This window comes from Streptomyces sp. NPDC050806 (assembly GCF_055586425.1).
In genome coordinates, this window is record NZ_JBVJIF010000014.1 from 1 (window position 1) to 19,335 (window position 19,335).

At 70.3% G+C, this 19,335-nt stretch carries 12 protein-coding genes and 1 tRNA gene; 12 read left to right on the forward strand and 1 reads right to left on the reverse strand.

Features of this window, described 5'->3' with window-relative positions; translation table 11 throughout:
* Positions 1 to 159: 159 nt before the first annotated feature.
* Positions 160 to 837 (forward strand): DegT/DnrJ/EryC1/StrS family aminotransferase, encoded by a 678-nt coding sequence (locus ACZ6WH_RS35420; protein WP_432859296.1) that lies wholly within the window; start codon positions 160 to 162, stop codon positions 835 to 837.
* Positions 838 to 974: 137 nt separating this feature from the next.
* A tRNA-Thr gene (locus ACZ6WH_RS35425) sits at positions 975 to 1,047 on the forward strand.
* A gap of 94 nt (positions 1,048 to 1,141) precedes the next feature.
* On the opposite strand, the gene ACZ6WH_RS35430 is transcribed toward ACZ6WH_RS35425, so the two are convergent.
* A complete protein-coding gene (locus ACZ6WH_RS35430) occupies positions 1,142 to 3,790 on the reverse strand; it encodes a SpoIIE family protein phosphatase (RefSeq protein WP_432859298.1) in 2,649 nt (882 codons plus the stop codon).
* Positions 3,791 to 4,071: 281 nt separating this feature from the next.
* Between ACZ6WH_RS35430 and ACZ6WH_RS35435 the strand changes: the two genes are divergently transcribed.
* The 10 genes from ACZ6WH_RS35435 to ACZ6WH_RS35480 all read left to right on the forward strand — a co-directional run bounded on the left by ACZ6WH_RS35435 (position 4,072) and on the right by ACZ6WH_RS35480 (position 19,242).
* Positions 4,072 to 9,570, forward strand: coding sequence for a HAMP domain-containing protein (locus ACZ6WH_RS35435; protein WP_469733791.1), 5,499 nt, complete (start codon positions 4,072 to 4,074; stop codon positions 9,568 to 9,570).
* A gap of 253 nt (positions 9,571 to 9,823) precedes the next feature.
* Positions 9,824 to 10,507, forward strand: coding sequence for a response regulator (locus tag ACZ6WH_RS35440; RefSeq protein WP_361563119.1), 684 nt, complete (start codon positions 9,824 to 9,826; stop codon positions 10,505 to 10,507).
* Positions 10,508 to 10,698: 191 nt separating this feature from the next.
* Positions 10,699 to 13,461 (forward strand): DNA translocase FtsK, encoded by a 2,763-nt coding sequence (locus ACZ6WH_RS35445; RefSeq protein WP_469733792.1) that lies wholly within the window; start codon positions 10,699 to 10,701, stop codon positions 13,459 to 13,461.
* Positions 13,462 to 13,675: 214 nt separating this feature from the next.
* A complete protein-coding gene (locus tag ACZ6WH_RS35450) occupies positions 13,676 to 14,479 on the forward strand; it encodes a helix-turn-helix domain-containing protein (protein WP_361563116.1) in 804 nt (267 codons plus the stop codon).
* Positions 14,480 to 14,619: 140 nt separating this feature from the next.
* Complete coding sequence (rimO, locus tag ACZ6WH_RS35455; protein ID WP_469733794.1) at positions 14,620 to 16,116, forward strand: 30S ribosomal protein S12 methylthiotransferase RimO; 1,497 nt, start codon at positions 14,620 to 14,622, stop codon at positions 16,114 to 16,116.
* Positions 16,113 to 16,808 carry a CDP-diacylglycerol--glycerol-3-phosphate 3-phosphatidyltransferase gene (pgsA, locus tag ACZ6WH_RS35460; RefSeq protein ID WP_469733796.1) on the forward strand — a complete coding sequence of 232 codons (696 nt, stop codon included), beginning with the start codon at positions 16,113 to 16,115 and terminating at the stop codon, positions 16,806 to 16,808. Before rimO ends, pgsA begins: the two co-directional genes overlap by 4 nt.
* Positions 16,809 to 16,870: 62 nt before the next feature.
* Positions 16,871 to 17,416: a CinA family protein gene (locus ACZ6WH_RS35465; RefSeq protein WP_469733798.1), complete on the forward strand. Its 546-nt coding sequence runs from the start codon at positions 16,871 to 16,873 to the stop codon at positions 17,414 to 17,416.
* Between the two features lie 109 nt (positions 17,417 to 17,525).
* Positions 17,526 to 17,909, forward strand: coding sequence for a helix-turn-helix domain-containing protein (locus ACZ6WH_RS35470; protein ID WP_432859306.1), 384 nt, complete (start codon positions 17,526 to 17,528; stop codon positions 17,907 to 17,909).
* A 192-nt stretch (positions 17,910 to 18,101) separates the two neighbouring features.
* Positions 18,102 to 18,572, forward strand: coding sequence for a Dps family protein (locus tag ACZ6WH_RS35475; RefSeq protein WP_361563109.1), 471 nt, complete (start codon positions 18,102 to 18,104; stop codon positions 18,570 to 18,572).
* Positions 18,573 to 18,786: 214 nt separating this feature from the next.
* Positions 18,787 to 19,242, forward strand: a complete 456-nt coding sequence (locus ACZ6WH_RS35480) for a hypothetical protein (RefSeq protein ID WP_469733801.1) — start codon at positions 18,787 to 18,789, stop codon at positions 19,240 to 19,242.
* Positions 19,243 to 19,335 lie beyond the last annotated feature (93 nt).

A 19,335-nucleotide genomic window follows, 5' to 3' on the forward strand; every position in this document is an offset into this window, starting at 1 on the left:
TACTGCAGGGGGGACCCTGTGGGAGAGTAGGACGCCGCCGAACAATTCTTCAGCTCCGGTCCCTGAGCCTTTTGGTTCAGGGACCGGAGCTTTTTTGTTCGGTTGCTGCAGTGCCGCGTGTCACTTGGTGTTCACGTTCGGCCGCCAACATCCGGAGGCATGGGGACAAGTGGAACGCTTGAGTCGGCCGGTATCGGCACCGGTGACGAGGTCGTGGTGCCGGCGTTCGGGAACGCCGAGGTCACCGAGGCCGTCGTGCGTGCCGGAGCCGTACCGGTCTTCGCCGACATCGACCCGGACACCTACTGCCTCGACCCGGCCGCCGTGGCCGACGTGGTGAACTCCAGGACCGCCGCCGTCATCGCCGTCCATCGCTTCGGGCACCAGGCCGACCTGGCCCGCCTCCAGGCGCTGGGCGAGCGGCACGGCCTTCTTGTGCACACGACAGCGGAGCCCGGTGTGGCCCCGGCCGGCGCCGAGCGGCGCCGCACGTACGCGACGTACCTCGCCGGGCGGCTCCGCGGCGTGCGGACGCCCGTGGAGCACGCTGAGCACACGTACGAGCAGTACGTGGTGCGGGTCCCCGGCAACGGCCGGCCGGACCGCGACGCCTTCGCACGGACGCTGCGGGGCAAGGGCGTGGCCTGCCGGGTGCCCGTACCGGTGCCGGTGTACCGGATGCCGGAGTACCGGCGGGACCTGCTGCTGCCGCACACGGAGCGGGCGTGCGACGAGACGCTGGCGCTGCCCGTGGCCGAGTCGCTGACCCGTCGTGAATTGCAGCGGATGGTGAGTGCATGCAATGCGCTGGGCGGGCTGCTGCAGCCGGCGTTCTGAGTCTCCGGTAAACCCGGCGCGAGGTAATGGCGCCGGGTAATTCCGATTTATGCGGAGAGACCGGGAGGGGTTTGCCGGGCGTCCGGAGGCGATTCGAACCATCGTCTGTGATCGGGTATAGTTAAACCCGTCGACGCGCCCCAATAGCTCAGTCGGCAGAGCGTCTCCATGGTAAGGAGAAGGTCTACGGTTCGATTCCGTATTGGGGCTCTGAAGAAAAGGCCCCCGCCAGCAGGCGGGGGCCTTTTTCATATGCAGACGCACCGGGTCGGGCCCCGGGGACGTGCCCCGGGGCGCGGATTTCCTACGGCAGCTTTCCTTCGTGCACGGCCTCCGGCACCCGCATGGCGAGGATGGCCATGTCGTCCGAGGCGGGTTCGGCGGCGAAGCGCTCGACGGCACGCAGGATGCGCGCGGCGACCGCGCCGGCGGTGAGGCCCGTACAGGTCGTCAGGACGTCGGTCAGGCCGTCGTCGCCGAGCATGCGGGTGCCCTCGCGGCGCTCCGTGACGCCGTCGGTGACGCAGAGCAGGACGTCGCCCGGGTCGAGCGTGACGGTCTGGGCGTACAGCTCCAGATCCTCCATGACGCCCAGCAGGGGCTGCGGTTCGGCGGCGGGCTCGACCGTGCCGTCCTGCCGCAGCCGCAGGGGCAGCGGGTGTCCCGCGCAGACGACCTTCAGCACGGCGCTGCCGTCGCGCTGTGGCCAGAGCTCGCCGTAGAGGAGCGTGAGGAACCGGCTGCGCGCGCCCTCGTCGAGGATCGCGGCGTTGAGGCGTTCCAGGACGGCCGGGCCGCCGAAGCCCTCGCGGGCGAGCAGCCGCAGCGCGTGCCGGGCCAGACCCGTGACGGCCGCCGCCTCGGGGCCCGTGCCGCACACGTCGCCGATGGCGAAGCCGTACGCGCCGTCCCGGATGGGGAAGAGGTCGTAGAAGTCGCCGCCGACCTCGTTGCCCTCGCCGGCCGCGCGGTAGATGACCTCGACCTCGACGCCGGGCACGTCCGGCAGCTCCGGCGGCAGCAGGCTGCGCTGGAGGGACTGGCTGATGGCGGTGCGCTCCGAGTACAGCCGCGCGTTGTCCAGGGCCAGCGCCGCCCGTCGGGAGAGGTCCTCGGCGAGTTCCAGGATCTCCTGGCGGAAGTGCTCCTCGGTGGGCTTGCCGAGGGTGAGCATGCCGATGACGCGGTTACGGGCGACGAGCGGCAGGACGACGGTCTCGCCGCCGACCGCCGAGGCGGTGGCGAGCGTGGCGCCGGGGCCGCTGGACGGGCGCGCGGAGGCGCCCAGCCCGAGGCTGCGCAGCGAGGTGCGCAGTGCGGCGTCGTGCGCCGCGTCTCCGGGGGCGCTCCAGACGCGGGCTCCGGGGGTGGGCACCGGTTCCGGCGGAGGGACCTTCTGGAGCAGCGTCTTGAGGCCGTCGATGCGGTCCTCGTCCTCGTGCAGCACGAAGGAGAGCTCGGGCTCGGAGGCCTGGTCGGCGACGGTGTACACGGCGCACCAGGTGGCGAGCGTGGGGACCGTCATCTGGGCCATGAGGGCCAGCGTCTGATTGCGGTCCAGGGTGCCCGCGAGCAGGTCGGAGGCCTCGACGAGGAAGGAGAGCGAGCCGCGGCGGAGCCGTTCCAGCTCGGTGAGGCGGGCGCGTTCCACGGCGAGCGCGATGCGGTCGGCGGCGAACTGGAGGCGCAGCGCCTCTTCGTTGGTGTAGCGGCCCGGGGACTCCGCGGCGACGCCGAGGGAGCCGGTGAGCCGGCCCTCGACCTTGAGGGGGACCGTGACGACGGAGCGCATGCCCGTACCGGAGAGCAGCGGTACGGCGCCCTGTACGGCGGTGAGGTCCTCGTGGACGGCGGGCATGCGTGCCGACCCGTAGCGGCCGCTGCCGGCCTCCACGGGGACGCGTGCGAAGCGCTGCCGTGCGGAGGGCAGCCCGGTGGAGGCGCGTACCTCCAGCTCGGTCTCGTCGTCGGTGGCCAGCAGCAGGTACGCGGCGTCGCCGTCGAGCATGTCGCGGGCGCGCTCGACCGTGCGCTGCAGCAGGCCGTCGAGGTCGTCGGGGGCCGGGGAGCCGATGAAGACCTCGAACGGGTCGGCGGGGCCGTGGCCCTCCGACTGCTGGCCGGAGGAGTCCGAGGGGGTGCGCGGCGGGCTCTGGAGCACGGCGCGCTCGTGGTCGCGCACGAGGAGGCAGACCGTGGAGGGCTCGCCGTCGGCGTCCCGTACGCGGAGGTGGGAGGCGTACACGGGGACGACGCGGCCGTCGGCACCCCTTATGCCGTACGAGCCCTCCCACCGGGAGAGCTGGAGGGCCTCGACGATGCCGGTGCCCGTGCCGGGGGTGTGCGGCCAGGCGGCGAAGTCGGTGAGGGGCTTGCCGATCACCTGTTCGGGCGCATAGGCGAAAAGATCCTGTGCGTCCTCGTTCCAGGAGCTGATGCAGCCACCGCGGTCGATCTGGATGACGGCGACACGGACCCGGTGCTCGGCGACGGGCAGGGCGTCCACGGGGAGCGCGGGACCGGCCGTCCGGGTGCCGGCGGGCCGCTCCGGCAGGTCGAGCTGGAACCAGACGTGCTTCTGGGAGGCGGTGTACTCCACGCCCCAGCGGGTGGCCAGCGCGCCGCACAGCAGCAGCCCACGGCCGCCCTCGCGGTCGGGGTGGGCGAGCGCCTGGCCGGCGCTCTGCACGGGCACCTCGCGCTCGGGGTAGCGGTCGGCGACCTCGATGCGGACGCCGGTGTCGGTACGGAGGCAGAGCACGTCGGCTGCGGTGCCGGCGTGCACGACGGCGTTGGTGACCAGCTCACTGGTGAGGACGACGGCGTCGTCGATGATGTCGCCGTGGCCCCAGCCCTGGAGGGTGTCGCGCACGAAAGCCCGGGCCGTGGCGACCGAACGTCCAACCGGCTCGAAGGTGGCAGCGGCCCGCGCGGTGATCACTGGTCTCCTCATGCGTGTGTCGGTGATCTGCTCCCCCATCATCGCGGCGCCCCTCCGAATGCCCGTCGTGCTCGCACCACCGCACCGGCAGTGCGGGTGGACAGCCGGAGCCCAGGGTACTTACCTTCGACGCCCGCATGGATGCCGGTCACGTGTGTTTCCCGCCCCGGGCTCGCCACGGACGGGTATGCGATGCTGCCGAACTGTTATGGCCTGGTTGAGCCATGGTGAAACACTGGGAAGGCTTCAAGAGAAGGCCCGGGTAGAACGGTCGACCCTGCGGGAGGGACACGGTGGAGTCTGGCGGAGCGGCGCGGGGTGCAAGCACGCGCGCGAAAGGCGGACGCTCCCGCAACAACGGGACGACCGAGGTGGACACGGCGGCGCTGAACCGCCTCCTGTCCGCCCTCGTGTCGATGCGGGACGGGAACTTCCGCAAGCGGCTGACCGTCTCCGGCGAAGGTGTCATGGCGGAGGTGGCGGCCGTTTTCAACGAGGTCGCCGACCGCAATCTGCACCTCACGGGCGAGCTGGCCCGCGTACGGCGGGTCGTAGGACGTGAGGGAAAGCTCACAGAACGGCTGGAGGTCGGGGCCTGCGAGGGCTCCTGGGCGGCCGCGATCGATGCCTCGAACGCGCTCGTGGACGATCTCGTCCGGCCGGTCTCCGAGGTGGGCAGGGTCCTCTCCGCCGTCTCCGAGGGTGACCTCGAACAGCGGATGGACCTGCGGACACGCAGCAGCGACGGGACCACGGCGCATCCGCTGCGGGGCGAGTTCCTGAAGGTCGGCCGTACGGTCAACGGGCTCGTGGACCAGCTGTCGGCGTTCACCGACGAGGTGACCAGGGTCGCCAGTGAGGTCGGTACCGAGGGCAAGCTCGGCGGTCAGGCCCGGGTTCGCGGAATGTCCGGTTCGTGGAAGGACCTGACGGATTCCGTCAACACGATGGCCTCACGGCTCACCGCGCAGGTGCGTGACATTGCTCTCGTGACGACCGCGGTGGCCAAGGGTGACCTGTCGAGAAAGGTGACCGTTCACGTCGCCGGCGAGATGCTGGAGCTGAAGAACACCGTCAACACGATGGTGGACCAGCTCTCCTCCTTCGCCTCCGAGGTGACCCGGGTGGCCCGGGAGGTCGGTACGGAGGGCGAGCTGGGCGGCCAGGCCGGGGTGCCGGGCGTCGCGGGCGTCTGGAAGGACCTGACCGATTCGGTCAATCTGATGGCCGGCAACCTCACGGCCCAGGTGCGCGGTATCGCGCAGGTGACGACGGCGGTCGCGAACGGCGACCTGTCCCAGAAGGTCACGGTCAGCGCGCGCGGCGAGGTCGCGCAGCTGGCCGACACGATCAACACGATGACCGAGACGCTGCGCACGTTCGCCGACGAGGTGACGAGGGTGGCGAACGAGGTCGGCGCCGAGGGCCAGCTGGGCGGTCAGGCGCAGGTGCCGGGCGCGGCGGGCACGTGGAAGGACCTCACCGACTCGGTGAACAACGCGTTCCGTAACCTCACCGGTCAGGTGCGGGACATCGCGCAGGTCACGACGGCGGTGGCCAACGGTGACCTGTCGCAGAAGATCACGGTCGACGTCTCCGGCGAGATGCTCGAACTGAAGAACACCGTGAACACGATGGTGGACCAGCTGTCCTCCTTCGGTGCCGAGGTCACGAGGGTGGCCCGGGAGATCGGTGTCGAGGGTGAGCTGGGCGGTCAGGCGCAGGTGCCGGGCGCGGCCGGTACGTGGAAGGACCTCACCGACTCGGTGAACACGGCCTTCCGTAACCTGACGGGCCAGGTCCGGAACATCGCGCAGGTCACGACGGCGGTGGCCAACGGTGACCTGTCGCAGAAGGTCACCGTCGACGTCTCCGGCGAGATGCTCCAGCTGAAGAACACCGTGAACACGATGGTGGACCAGCTGTCCTCGTTCGCGGACCAGGTCACGCGGATGGCCAGGGACGTGGGTACGGAGGGCCGGCTGGGCGGTCAGGCCCAGGTTCCGGGTGTGAGCGGTACGTGGAAGGAGCTGACCGACTCCGTCAACTTCATGGCGGGGAACCTCACGTCCCAGGTGCGGCAGATCGCGCAGGTGACGACGGCGGTCGCGCGGGGTGACCTCTCCCAGAAGATCGACGTGGACGCGCGCGGCGAGATCCTGGAGCTGAAGAACACCATCAACACGATGGTCGACCAGCTCTCGGCGTTCGCCGAGCAGGTGACCCGGGTGGCCCGCGAGGTGGGTACGGACGGCCGGCTGGGCGGTCAGGCGCAGGTTCCGGGTGTGGCCGGGGTGTGGCGCGATCTGACCGATTCGGTGAACGGCATGGCCGGCAACCTCACCGCGCAGGTCCGCAACATCGCACAGGTCGCGACCGCGGTGGCCCGGGGTGACCTCTCCCAGAAGATCGACGTGGACGCCCGCGGCGAGATCCTGGAGCTCAAGAACACGCTGAACACGATGGTGGACCAGCTGTCCTCCTTCGCCGACCAGGTGACCCGGGTGGCCCGCGAGGTGGGCACCGAGGGCATCCTGGGCGGCCAGGCCGAGGTCCAGGGGGTGAGCGGTACCTGGAAGGACCTCACCCAGTCCGTGAACTTCATGGCGAACAACCTCACCTCGCAGGTGCGGAACATCGGCGAGGTGACGACCGCGGTGGCCCGCGGCGACCTCTCCAAGAAGATCACCGTCGACGCCAAGGGCGAGATCCTCGAACTGGTCACGACCGTCAACACGATGGTGGACCAGCTGTCGCTCTTCGCCGAGCAGGTGACGCGCGTGGCCCGTGAGGTGGGTACGGAGGGCCAGCTGGGCGGTCAGGCCCGGGTGCCGGGAGTCACCGGCATCTGGAAGGACCTCAGCGACAACGTGAACCTGATGGCCAACAACCTGACCATCCAGGTGCGGAACATCTCCCAGGTCTCCGCGGCGGTGGCCAACGGTGACCTGACCAAGAAGGTGACGGTCGAGGCGCGCGGCGAGGTCGCGACGCTGGCCGACACGGTGAACACCATGGTGACGACCCTGTCGTCGTTCGCCGACGAGGTGACACGGGTCGCCCGTGAGGTGGGCACCGACGGGATTCTGGGCGGCCAGGCACGGGTGCCGGGCGTCGCCGGTACGTGGAAGGACCTCACGGAGTCGGTGAACTCCATGGCGTCCAACCTGACCGGCCAGGTGCGGAACATCGCGATGGTCACCACGGCCATCGCGAAGGGTGATCTGACCAAGAAGATCGACATCGACGCCCGGGGCGAGATCCTGGAGCTGAAGACGACGATCAACACGATGGTCGACCAGCTGTCGTCCTTCGCCGAGCAGGTCACCCGGGTGGCCCGCGAGGTGGGTACGGAAGGCCAGCTGGGCGGTCAGGCGCAGGTGCGCGGCGTGGCCGGTACCTGGAAGGACCTCACCGAGTCGGTGAACGAGATGGCGGGGAACCTGACCCGTCAGGTGCGGGCGATCGCCGCAGTCGCCGCGGCGGTGACCCTCGGCGACCACAACGTCCGCATCGACGTGGACGCGGCCGGCGAGATCCTGGAGCTCCAGGACAACGTCAACACGATGATCGCCACGCTCCGCGAGACCACGCTCGCCAACGAGGAGCAGGACTGGCTGAAGGGCAACCTCGCCCGGATCTCCGGCCTGATGCAGGGCCGCCGCGACCTCAAGGACGTGGCCAAGCTGATCATGAGCGAGCTGTCGCCCGCGGTCTCCGCGCAGCACGGCGCGTTCTTCCTCGCGACGTCGGCCGACGACAACCAGGAGATCGGCGCGGACGGCGGCGAGGCGGGCGACTACGAACTCCGGCTGACGGGCTCGTACGGCTATTCGATGGGTGCGATGCCCACCACCTTCGTGCCGGGCGAGACGCTCATCGGCACGGCGGCGGAGGAGAAGCGCACCATCCTGGTGGAGAACGTGCCCTCCGGATACCTGAAGATCTCCTCCGGCCTGGGCGAGGCACCGCCCGCGAACGTGATCGTGCTGCCGGTGCTCTTCGAGGACAAGGTGCTGGGCGTCATCGAGCTGGCCTCGTTCCAGCCGTTCACCCAGATCCAGAAGGACTTCCTCAGCCAGATCGCCGAGATGATCGCGACCAGCGTCAACACCATCTCGGTGAACACCAAGACCGAGATCCTGCTGAGCCAGTCGCAGGAGCTGACCGAGCAGCTCAAGGAGCGCTCGGCGGAGCTGGAGAGCCGGCAGCGCGCGCTGGAGCTGTCCAACTCCGAGCTGGAGGAGAAGGCGGAGCAGCTCCGCAAGCAGAACCGCGACATCGAGGTGAAGAACACCGAGATCGAAGAGGCCCGGCAGGTCCTGGAGGAGCGCGCCGAGCAGCTGGCCGTCTCGATGCGCTACAAGAGCGAGTTCCTCGCGAACATGTCGCACGAGCTGCGGACGCCGCTGAACTCCCTGCTGATTCTGGCCAAGTTGCTGGCGGACAACGCCGAGGGGAACCTCTCCCCGAAGCAGGTGGAGTTCGCCGAAACGATCCATGGTGCGGGCTCCGACCTGCTCCAGCTGATCAACGACATCCTGGACCTGTCCAAGGTCGAGGCGGGCAAGATGGACGTCAGCCCGACGCGGATCGCGCTGGTGCAGCTGGTGGACTACGTCGAGGCCACGTTCCGGCCGCTGACCGCGGAGAAGGGCCTGGACTTCTCCGTACGGGTCTCCCCGGAGCTGCCCGCGACGCTGCACACCGACGAGCAGCGCCTCCTTCAGGTGCTGCGCAACCTGCTGTCCAACGCGGTGAAGTTCACCGACTCCGGCGCCGTGGAGCTGGTCATCCGGCCGGCCGGCACGGACGTCCCCGTGGCCATCCGCGAGCAGCTCCTGGAGCACGGCGCGCTGCGCGACCCGGATGCCGACATGATCGCCTTCTCGGTGACCGACACCGGCATCGGCATCGCGTCCAGCAAGATGCGGGTGATCTTCGAGGCGTTCAAGCAGGCCGACGGCACGACGAGCCGGAAGTACGGCGGTACGGGCCTGGGCCTCTCCATCAGCCGCGAGATCGCGCGGCTGCTGGGCGGCGAGATCCACGCCGCCAGTGAGCCGGGCCGCGGCTCGACGTTCACGCTGTACCTCCCGTACAACCCGGGCGGGCTGCCGCCGCAGGGCTACCCGCAGCTGGTCGCGGGCGGTTTCGCGATGGACGCAGAGGCGCACGACGCGGAGATCGCCGAGCAGGAGGCGGCGAACAGCGCGGCGGCGGAGGAGCAGCCGACCACCCCGGACGCCGCGGCCTCGGGCCTCAACCGGCGCCGCAGGCGCGGGCTTTCGGCGGCGCCGCAGCGCGCGGCCCTGCCCGGCCAGCCGGCGACCGCGCAGCCGCAGCCGGCGACCGAGGAACCGTGGCTGGGCAACGGTCAGGACCTGGTGGCGCCGTCCGGCGACGGCGACGGCTTCCACGGCGAGAAGGTGCTGATCGTCGACGACGACATCCGCAACGTCTTCGCGCTCACCAGCGTCCTGGAGCAGCACGGTCTGTCGGTGCTCTACGCCGAGAACGGCCGTGAGGGAATCGAGGTGCTGGAACAGCACGATGATGTGACAGTGGTGCTGATGGACATCATGATGCCGGAGATGGACGGCTACGCCACGACCGCGGCGATCCGCCGGATGCCGCAGTTCGCCGGTCTGCCGATCATCGCCCTGACCGCCAAGGCCATGAAGGGCGACCGGGAGAAGAGCATCGAGTCGGGGGCCTCGGACTACGTGACGAAGCCCGTGGACACCGATCACCTGCTCGCGGTCATGCGGCAATGGATGCGCGCGGAGTGACGGGGCGTGCACAGAGAGACCGGATCTTGGCCCCTATGCTGACTCAGTGTGGTCGCGGACGTGTGGGAGCACGGTATTCGGGGAACCTTCTGGTCTCCTGCTGCGTTTCTGCTACGTGCACGGTGACATAGCGGTGACAGGGTGTGGCGACAGGCGGGGTGCGGCTACCATGACCGGCACAAGTACGGGCGGCATGACGGAGCCGTCCCCTGGGGCGGCGTCCGGTGGAGTGCCGGGGCGAGGAGGACGGGCCATGGTGCAGAAGGCCAAGATCCTCCTGGTCGATGACCGGCCGGAGAATCTGCTGGCGCTGGAGGCGATCCTCTCTGCGCTCGATCAGACGCTGGTGCGGGCATCGTCCGGGGAGGAAGCGCTCAAGGCGCTGCTCACCGACGATTTCGCGGTGATTCTGCTCGACGTGCAGATGCCGGGGATGGACGGGTTCGAGACCGCGGCGCACATCAAGCGGCGCGAGCGGACCCGGGACATCCCGATCATCTTCCTCACGGCGATCAACCACGGCCCGCACCACACCTTCCGCGGGTACGCGGCCGGTGCGGTCGACTACATCTCCAAGCCGTTCGACCCGTGGGTGCTGCGCGCCAAGGTCTCGGTCTTCGTCGAGCTGTACATGAAGAACGTCAAGCTGCGCGAGCAGGCGTCGCTGCTGCGGCTCCAGCTCGAAGGCGGCCAGCCGGCCGCCGGCGAGGACGCCAAGGAGGCCGCGGGGCTGCTCGCGGAACTCTCCGCGCGGCTCGCCGCGGTCGAGGAGCAGGCCGAGGCGCTGTCCAAACAGCTGGACGAGTCGGCGGACGCCGCCGCCGTGGCGACCGCCGCGCATCTGGAGCGGAAGCTGACCGGACTGCGCCGCGCGCTGGACGCCCTGGAGCCGGGCGCGGGCAACAGCGACACGCCGTCCGTACCGACGCAGAACTGACGCTGCCGGTCCGGCCGTACGGCACCGGCCCGGTGCCGTACGGAAGCTGACCCGCCAGCAGGTTCCGGTGCAGTCCCGGGCGTTGGGCCCGAGGCGGGCCAACCGCCCATATGGCGCGTTGGTTACGACACGAACGGGTGAAGGCCCGAGCGCCCGTGTCACCCCGGGGCGTCGCCTGTAACCTCGTCACCATGGCCTCACGTACGTCCGGCAAGGGTTCCCAGAGCACGGCGGGCCCCTCGAAGCAGCGCGCCGGGCGCCCCGGGGGCGCCGCCAAGAAGACCGCCGCGAAACCGCCCGCCGCCAAGAAGGCGGCGGCCAAGAAGGCGCCGCCGAAGAAGACCGCGGCCGCCAAGAAGGCCCCGGCGAAGAAGGCGGTGGCGAAGAAGCCCGCACCGTCCCCGACCGGAGGCGTCTACCGCGCGGTGCGCGCCCTCTGGCTGGGCCTCGCGCACGGCGTCGGCTGGTTCTTCCGCAGCATGGGGCGCAGCGCGAAGAACCTCGATCCCGCACACCGCAAGGACGGCCTGGCGCTCGCCCTGCTGGGCCTCGGCCTGGTGATCGCGGCCGGTACCTGGGCCAACCTCCAGGGCCCGGTCGGGGACATCGTGGAGATGCTGGTCACCGGCGCGTTCGGCCGGCTCGACCTCCTCGTCCCGATACTGGTGGGCGGCATCGCCGCCCGGGTCTTCTTCCGCCCGGAGCAGCCGGAGGCCAACGGGCGGATCGTCATCGGACTGTCGGCACTGGTCGTCGGCGTGCTCGGCCAGGTCGCGATCGCGTGCGGTTCTCCCGACCAGAAGGACGTCGCCGGCGTGCGCGACGCCGGCGGCTACCTCGGCTGGGCGGTCTCCAAGCCGCTGCTCTTCATGGTGGGGCAGACGCTGTCGGTCGCCCTGCTGGTGCTGGTGACGGTCTTCGGGCTGCTCGTGGTCACCGCCACCCCGGTCACGGCCATCCCGCGGCGCTTCAAGGCGCTCGGTGTCCGGCTGGGCCTGCTGGAGACGTACGAGCCGGACGCCGACGCCTTCGCCGACGAGCCGGTGGCCGAGCCGGCCCGCAAGAGCCGCAGGAGCCGTTCGGAGGCCCTGGAGGGGTCCCCCGAGGCGGCGGAGGAGGCCGCCCTCGCCAAGCGCCGCAAGCCGCGCCGGGACGCCGTGGAGCCGGCCGCCGAGCCGGAGCACGAGCGCTCCCAGGACGCGGTGGACGTGGCGGCCGGGTACGCCGCCAACCTGGACGGCGCTGTGCTGCACGGCATCCAGCCCTCGCCGCTGGTGGCGGACCTCAGCAGCGGCATCAAGGGCGACCGGGGCGAGTACGACGACTCCGGCGCGACGAAGGGCCTGCACACCTCCGTGCCGCCCGCGCGCGACGCCGAGCCCGCGCCGTCCTCCTCGTCCAGCGTTCCCGACTTCACCAAGGCCGCGCCGGAGCCCGCCGGCGAGCTGCCGCCGCGCGCAGAGCAGCTCCAGCTCGCCGGCGACATCACGTACGCGCTGCCCTCGCTGGACCTCATGGAGCGCGGCGGGCCCGGCAAGACCCGCAGCGCGGCCAACGACGCGGTGGTCGAGTCGCTGAGCAAGGTGTTCCAGGAGTTCAAGGTGGACGCCGCGGTCACCGGCTTCACCCGCGGCCCGACGGTCACCCGGTACGAGATCGAGCTCGGTCCCGGCGTGAAGGTCGAGAAGATCACCGCGCTGGCGAAGAACATCGCGTACGCGGTGGCCAGCCCGGACGTGCGGATCATCAACCCGATTCCGGGCAAGTCCGCGGTCGGCATCGAGATCCCCAACAGCGACCGCGAGATGGTGAACCTCGGCGACGTGCTGCGGTCCGCGGACGCCGTGGGCGACGACCATCCGATGGTGGTCGGGCTCGGCAAGGACGTCGAGGGCGGCTACGTCTCGGCGAACCTCGCGAAGATGCCGCACGTGCTCGTCGCGGGCGCCACCGGCTCCGGAAAGTCCTCCTGCATCAACTGCCTGATCACCTCGATCATGGTCAGGGCCACGCCGGACGACGTACGGATGGTGCTGATCGACCCCAAGCGGGTCGAGCTGACCGCGTACGAGGGCATTCCGCACCTGATCACGCCGATCATCACCAACCCCAAGCGGGCCGCCGAGGCGCTGCAGTGGGTGGTGCGCGAGATGGACCTGCGCTACGACGACCTCGCGGCATACGGGTACCGGCACATCGACGACTTCAATGAGGCGGTGCGCTCCGGCAAGGCCTCGGCCCCCGAGGGCAGCGAGCGCGAGCTGTCGCCGTATCCGTACCTGCTGGTGATCGTGGACGAGCTGGCGGACCTGATGATGGTGGCGCCGCGGGACGTGGAGGACTCCATCGTCCGCATCACCCAGCTGGCCCGTGCGGCCGGCATCCACCTGGTGCTGGCGACGCAGCGCCCGTCGGTCGACGTGGTCACCGGCCTGATCAAGGCGAACGTGCCCTCGCGGCTCGCCTTCGCGACGTCGTCGCTGGCGGACAGCCGCGTCATCCTCGACCAACCGGGTGCGGAGAAGCTCATCGGAAAGGGTGACAGCCTGTTCCTCCCGATGGGGGCGAGCAAGCCGACCCGTATGCAGGGCGCCTTCGTCCAGGAGGGCGAAGTCGCTGCGGTGGTCCGGCACTGCAAGGACCAGATGGCTCCGGTCTTCCGCGAGGACGTCACGGTCGGGCAGGGCAAGAAGAAGGAGATCGACGAGGACATCGGCGACGACCTGGATCTGCTGTGTCAGGCCGCTGAGCTGGTCGTTTCCACCCAGTTCGGGTCCACGTCGATGCTGCAGCGCAAGCTGCGGGTGGGGTTCGCGAAGGCCGGGCGGCTGATGGACCTGATGGAGTCCAGGGACATCGTGGGGCCCAGCGAGGGCTCCAAGGCGCGCGATGTTCTGGTGAAACCGGATGATTTGGAAGGAGTGCTCGCCGTCATTCGGGGGGAGGCTCACTGACAGGTCACTCGAAAGAGATCGCAAGCAACCGTTTCTTCTGCCCATACGTCAAGTTGAGGGAAGAGACGGCGCGATGCGCGACCGTCGGGCCCCCGGCCAGGTCCGGGGGGTATACCGATGGCGTACAAAGTCCGCTCTCCCGCTTGCCCGACCCTTTCGGTACACCCCTAGACTGAACATCCAGCAGGTGGCTACACGCTCGAAAGGCGCCCCCGTGTCCATCGGCAACTCCCCTGAAGACGACCGGCCTTCCGTCGGTCGAGTCCTCCAGCAGGCCCGCGTCGACGCCGGACTGACCGTCGACGAGATCAGTACGACCACGCGGGTGCGCATCCCCATCGTGCACGCGATCGAGCAGGAAGATTTCTCGCGTTGCGGCGGGGACGTGTACGCCCGTGGTCACATTCGAACACTCGCGCGCGCAGTGGGGCTGGATCCGGCCCCGCTGATCGCTCAGTACGACGCCGAGCACGGCGGCCGGCCCGCGCCGACCCCGGCGGCGCCGCTCTTCGAGGCGGAACGCATCCGTCCCGAGCCGCGCCGGCCGAACTGGACGGCGGCCATGGTCGCCGCCATCGTCGCCGTGGTCGGTTTCGTCGGCTTCACGCTGTTCAGCGACGGTGACCGGAGCCAGGAGGCCTCGGTCGCCGACGGAAATGTCGGCGAGAGCCCGACGGTCAAGCCGTCCCCGACCAAGACCAAGCCCGCAGACCCCAAGCCCGACCCCTCCGACAGCGCCATCGCCGGGCTGCCGAAGGACAAGGTGACCATCAAGATCACCGCCCGTGACGGACAGAGCTGGGTCTCCGCCAAGGACGCCAACGGCAAGCTCCTGGAGGACGGCCTGCTCCGCAAGGGCCAGTCCAAGACCTTCAGCGACAAGAAGCGGATCGATCTTGTCGTCGGCAACGCCGGAGCCGTGCAGCTGTACGTCAACGGCAAGGAGATCAAGGAAATCGGCGACAAGGGCTCCGTGGAGCGCCTGAGCTACACCCCGGGTGATCCGCAGGCGGGCTGACCGAGCGCCGGCCGCCTTCCGGGGAAAACGCCCGCCGCCTCTCGGGGAGAGGCGGCGGGCGGCCGCCTGTGAGGGGCGCGGTGGCCGCGCGGGAACCCTCCCAGACATACGGACGTCCGGGACGAAGTAGGCTGAGCCCCATGCCCGAACGCCGTACCGTCGCCCTTGTCACTCTTGGCTGCGCCCGTAACGAGGTGGACTCGGAGGAGCTCGCAGGCCGCCTGGCAGCGGACGGCTGGGAGCTCGTCGAGGAAGCCGCCGAAGCCGATGTCGCCGTCGTCAACACCTGTGGTTTCGTCGAGGCCGCCAAGAAGGACTCCGTCGACGCCCTGCTGGAAGCCAACGATCTGAAGGACCACGGCCGCACCCAGGCCGTCGTCGCCGTGGGCTGCATGGCCGAGCGGTACGGCAAGGAGCTGGCCGAGGCGCTGCCCGAGGCCGACGGCGTGCTCGGCTTTGACGACTACACCGACATCTCCGGCCGCCTGCAGACCATCCTGAGCGGCGGCAACGTCGAGGCCCACGCCCCCCGCGACCGGCGCAAGCTGCTGCCGATCAGCCCGGCCGAGCGCCAGGGCGCCGGCGTCGCGCTCCCCGGCCACGGTGACGCCCTTGCCTCCGCCCCGCAGGACCTGCCCGAGGGGGTCGCGCCCGCCTCCGGGCCGCGCGCCCCGCTGCGCCGCCGCCTGGGGAGCAGCCCGGTGGCCTCGGTGAAGCTCGCCTCGGGCTGCGACCGCCGCTGTTCCTTCTGTGCCATCCCCTCCTTCCGCGGCTCCTTCATCTCGCGCCGCCCCTCGGACGTGCTGGGGGAGACCCGCTGGCTGGCCGAGCAGGGCGTGAAGGAGATCATGCTGGTCTCCGAGAACAACACCTCCTACGGCAAGGACCTCGGCGACATCCGGCTGCTGGAGACGCTGCTGCCCGAGCTGGCCGCGGTCGACGGCATCGAGCGCGTCCGGGTCAGCTACCTCCAGCCCGCCGAGATGCGCCCCGGCCTGATCGATGTGCTGACCGGTACGGACAAGGTCGCGCCCTACTTCGACCTGTCCTTCCAGCACTCCGCCCCCGGTGTGCTGCGCGCGATGCGCCGCTTCGGGGACACCGACCGCTTCCTGGACCTGCTGGCGCAGATCCGCACGAAGGCCCCGCAGGCCGGCGCCCGCTCCAACTTCATCGTCGGCTTCCCCGGTGAGACCGAGGAGGACTTCGCCGAGCTGGAACGCTTCATCAGCGAGGCGAGACTCGACGCCATCGGCGTCTTCGGCTATTCCGACGAGGACGGCACCGAGGCGGCCGGCTACGAGGGCAAGCTCGACCCCGACGTGGTGGCCGAGCGCCTGGCGCACCTGTCCCGGCTGGCCGAGGAGCTGACCGCGCAGCGCGCCGAGGAGCGCCTGGGCGAGACCCTCACCGTCATGGTCGACCGGGTCGACGACGAGGACGGCGTGGTCGGCCGCGCCGCGCACCAGGCGCCGGAGACCGACGGCGTCACCCTGCTCACGGGCAGCCGGGACCTGGTTCCCGGTCGTATGGTCGAAGCAAAGGTGGTGGCGACCGAGGGCGTGGACCTCGTGGCGGAACCGCTGCCGCTCGGCGCCGAGCACGGCGCCGGCTGTCCCGAGGAGGCGGCCAGATGACCGGAATCCCGGCTTCCGCCGCCGGCGCTTCCGCTGCTGGCGGAGCCGGCCGGCCGAAGACCGTCCGGCGGCAGCAGGCCGGGCTGTGGAACATCGCCAACATCCTCACGATGCTGCGGCTGGTCCTCGTGCCGGCGTTCGTGCTGCTCCTGATGCACGGCGACGGCTACGACCCCGCATGGCGCTCGTTCGCCTGGGCCGCGTTCGCCGTCGCCATGATCACCGACCTCTTCGACGGGCATCTGGCGCGCGCGTACGACCTGGTCACGGACTTCGGAAAGATCGCCGACCCGATAGCCGACAAGGCGATCATGGGTGCCGCGCTGATCTGTCTGTCGATCCTCGGCGACCTGCCCTGGTGGGTCACCGGAGTGATCCTCTTCCGGGAGCTCGGCATCACCGTGATGCGCTTCTGGGTGATCAGGCACGGAGTCATCCCGGCGAGCCGCGGCGGCAAGCTGAAGACGCTCGCGCAGGGGACCGCTGTCGGGATGTACGTCCTCGTGCTCACCGGCCCGCTGGCCACCCTGCGCTGGTGGGTGATGGCCGTGGCCGTGGTGCTGACCGTCGTCACGGGCCTGGACTACGTGAAGCAGGCCGTCGTCCTGCGGCGGGCCGGGCTGGCGAAGTCGCGCGAGGCCCTGCGGGAGCGGTCCGGTGGGACGGCCTCCGGCCGGGGGCCGGCACGGTGAACGGTGGTACGGAGGCTGCGCACGGGTCCCAGGAGAGCGCTGGGGCGGGCGCTGAGGCCCCCGTGGCGGCTCCGGGGCATGCCGGCACCTCCGGCGGCCCGCAGGGCGCCGCACGGGCGCTGGCGGCCTTGGCCGGGCGCGGGCAGTCCCTGGCGGTGGCCGAATCCCTCACCGGTGGCCTGGTCGCCGGTGCGCTGACCGCGGTTCCTGGCGCCTCGCGGTGCTTCCGGGGCTCGGTCACGGCGTACGCGACGGAACTGAAGAGCCTCGTACTGGGTGTGGACGGCGCGCTTCTGGCCACCCGTGGTGCGGTGGACGCGGAGGTCGCCCGGCAAATGGCGCAGGGCGTGCGACGCGTGCTCGGCGCCGACTGGGGTATTGCCACCACAGGGGTCGCCGGCCCCGACCCACAGGACGGGCAGCCGGTCGGCACGGTCTACGTCGCGGTCACCGGGCCCGGCGGTGAGGGAAAAGTGCGCCGACTGGCGCTGGACGGCGATCGCGACCGGATCCGTCGGGACAGCGTCACCGCAGCAGTGGATCTGCTGTTGAGCGAACTGACAGAAAATGCGCGGGCAAAGGATACGGAACATCACGGGGGTATCTGATGTTTACAGCCCTGAGTGAACACGAACTCGCTCCCGGCACGGCTGAGGCCCGAGGCGGTACGGTGGGGCGAGATGGATCCGGATCCGAGGTCCGAGGAGGGAGCCAGCGATGATTCTGCTCCGTCGCCTGCTGGGTGACGTGCTGCGCCGACAGCGTCAGCGTCAAGGCCGCACCCTGCGCGAGGTCTCCTCCTCCGCCCGGGTGTCGCTCGGCTACTTGTCCGAGGTCGAGAGGGGACAGAAGGAGGCTTCCTCCGAGCTGCTCTCGGCGATCTGTGACGCGCTGGACGTACGGATGTCCGAGCTGATGCGGGAGGTCAGCGACGAGCTGGCGCTCGCGGAGCTGGCACGGTCCGCGGCCGCGAGCGAGCCGGTGCCGACGCCGGTGCGGCCCACGTTCAACGCGGTGTCCGTCGCTTCGCTGACGGGCGTCCCCGAAGAGCGCGTGACGATCAAGGCTCCGGCGGAGGCCGTGGATGTCGTAGCGGCCTGACCGTTCGGTTCGATGCATGAAGAAGACCCTGGAGGGCACCCGCCCTCCAGGGTCTTCGCGTTGCTCTTGTGGCGTGAAGGGCCTGTTGCCCCGAACTGCGGCATTTACTGCGGTGAGGCATCGTTTATACGAAGGTCAACCGGCCATACGAAGGTCAGAAGGACCTTTCGCTCTGATACAGGGAGTAAATGCATGCCTGTCGTCAACAGCACGCTGTCCGAGAGCGACCGCAAGACGGTCGGCGACGCGCTCCAGGGCGCCCTGGTCGACCTCGTCGACCTGTCGCTCATCGCCAAGCAGGTCCACTGGAACGTCGTCGGTCCGCGCTTCCGGTCCGTCCACCTCCAGCTCGACGATGTCGTCGCGAGCGCCCGCGGCCATGCCGACACGGTCGCCGAGCGTGCCTCCGCGATCGGCGTGAACCCCGACGGCCGCGCCGAGACGATCGCGAAGACCAGCGGCGCCGGCACCGTCGAGGGCGGCTGGATCAAGGACAACGACGCGGTGGGTGCCCTCGTACGGGCCCTGGGCTCCGTCATCGAGCGGATGCGGGAGCGCATCGCCGTCACCGACGAGCCGGATCCGGTGACCCAGGACATCCTCATCGGGCTCACCGCCGACCTCGAGAAGCACCACTGGATGTTCCAGGCCGAGGCGGCCTGAGGCGCAACAGCGGCGGACCGACCGTTTCCGGCGCATCCTGCCGGAGCCCGATCGCGGCCTGATGGCCGCTGACGGGCTCTGGTCGGGGCCGGACCGATCCGAGAACGGTTTCGTTCGACCGCGTGTCGCGCATTGCGGAACGCGCCGTTCGTGCCCCAGTGCGCCCTCCCGCCCCACCTTCATGGCCGACTACCGTCGACCGGAGGAGGCAGTCATGGCACGGCGCGGCTTCTTCTCCCGGCACCCGGTCCGGGGCACGGGCGCTGGAGCGCCCGGCACACCGGGCCGCGGCTCGGTGGGGGCGCCGGGCAGCGGCCTGATGGAGGCATCGGGACAAGGCCCGGCGGAACTGCTGCGTTCGGCGCCCGGTCGCTGGACCGCCGCGCTTCTCCTCGGGGGGCTGTGGTGGTGGGCCGTGCTGAGAGTGCTCTTCTGGCCCGAGGGCGCCGGGGTGGTGGAAGGTGCGATGGCCGCGGGCGGCTGGGGTCTGAGCCTGCTGCCGGTGCACTGCGTACCGCGCCGGACGCGCTCGGGCGGCGGCCGCGTGGGAGCGGTCGGCTGGCGTCGCCGCAGTGGCTGCGTGGGGACTCCGGGACCCACCGCCGTCACGGACCGGCTCGTCAGGGCATGGCGGTACCGCCGTTGGGGCGGCGGTACCGACCGCATGTGAAGCCGGTCGTCAGGCCCGAGCCGCGCACCGGGAACCCGTCGGCCGCGGTGGCCGGCCTGCGGGGGAGCCCGTACAGCGAGGATCTCCTACCGC

What these genes read in the sequence shown, in the direction of transcription:
- ACZ6WH_RS35420 (WP_432859296.1), top strand. Translation starts at nt 160, where the DNA reads ATGGGGACAAGTGGAACGCTTGAGTCGGCCGGTATCGGCACCGGTGAC.
- ACZ6WH_RS35430 (WP_432859298.1), bottom strand. Translation starts at nt 3,790, where the DNA reads ATGAGGAGACCAGTGATCACCGCGCGGGCCGCTGCCACCTTCGAGCCG.
- ACZ6WH_RS35440 (WP_361563119.1), top strand. Translation starts at nt 9,824, where the DNA reads ATGGTGCAGAAGGCCAAGATCCTCCTGGTCGATGACCGGCCGGAGAAT.
- ACZ6WH_RS35445 (WP_469733792.1), top strand. Translation starts at nt 10,699, where the DNA reads ATGGCCTCACGTACGTCCGGCAAGGGTTCCCAGAGCACGGCGGGCCCC.
- rimO (WP_469733794.1), top strand. Translation starts at nt 14,620, where the DNA reads ATGCCCGAACGCCGTACCGTCGCCCTTGTCACTCTTGGCTGCGCCCGT.
- pgsA (WP_469733796.1), top strand. Translation starts at nt 16,113, where the DNA reads ATGACCGGAATCCCGGCTTCCGCCGCCGGCGCTTCCGCTGCTGGCGGA.
- ACZ6WH_RS35470 (WP_432859306.1), top strand. Translation starts at nt 17,526, where the DNA reads ATGATTCTGCTCCGTCGCCTGCTGGGTGACGTGCTGCGCCGACAGCGT.
- ACZ6WH_RS35475 (WP_361563109.1), top strand. Translation starts at nt 18,102, where the DNA reads ATGCCTGTCGTCAACAGCACGCTGTCCGAGAGCGACCGCAAGACGGTC.
- ACZ6WH_RS35480 (WP_469733801.1), top strand. Translation starts at nt 18,787, where the DNA reads ATGGCACGGCGCGGCTTCTTCTCCCGGCACCCGGTCCGGGGCACGGGC.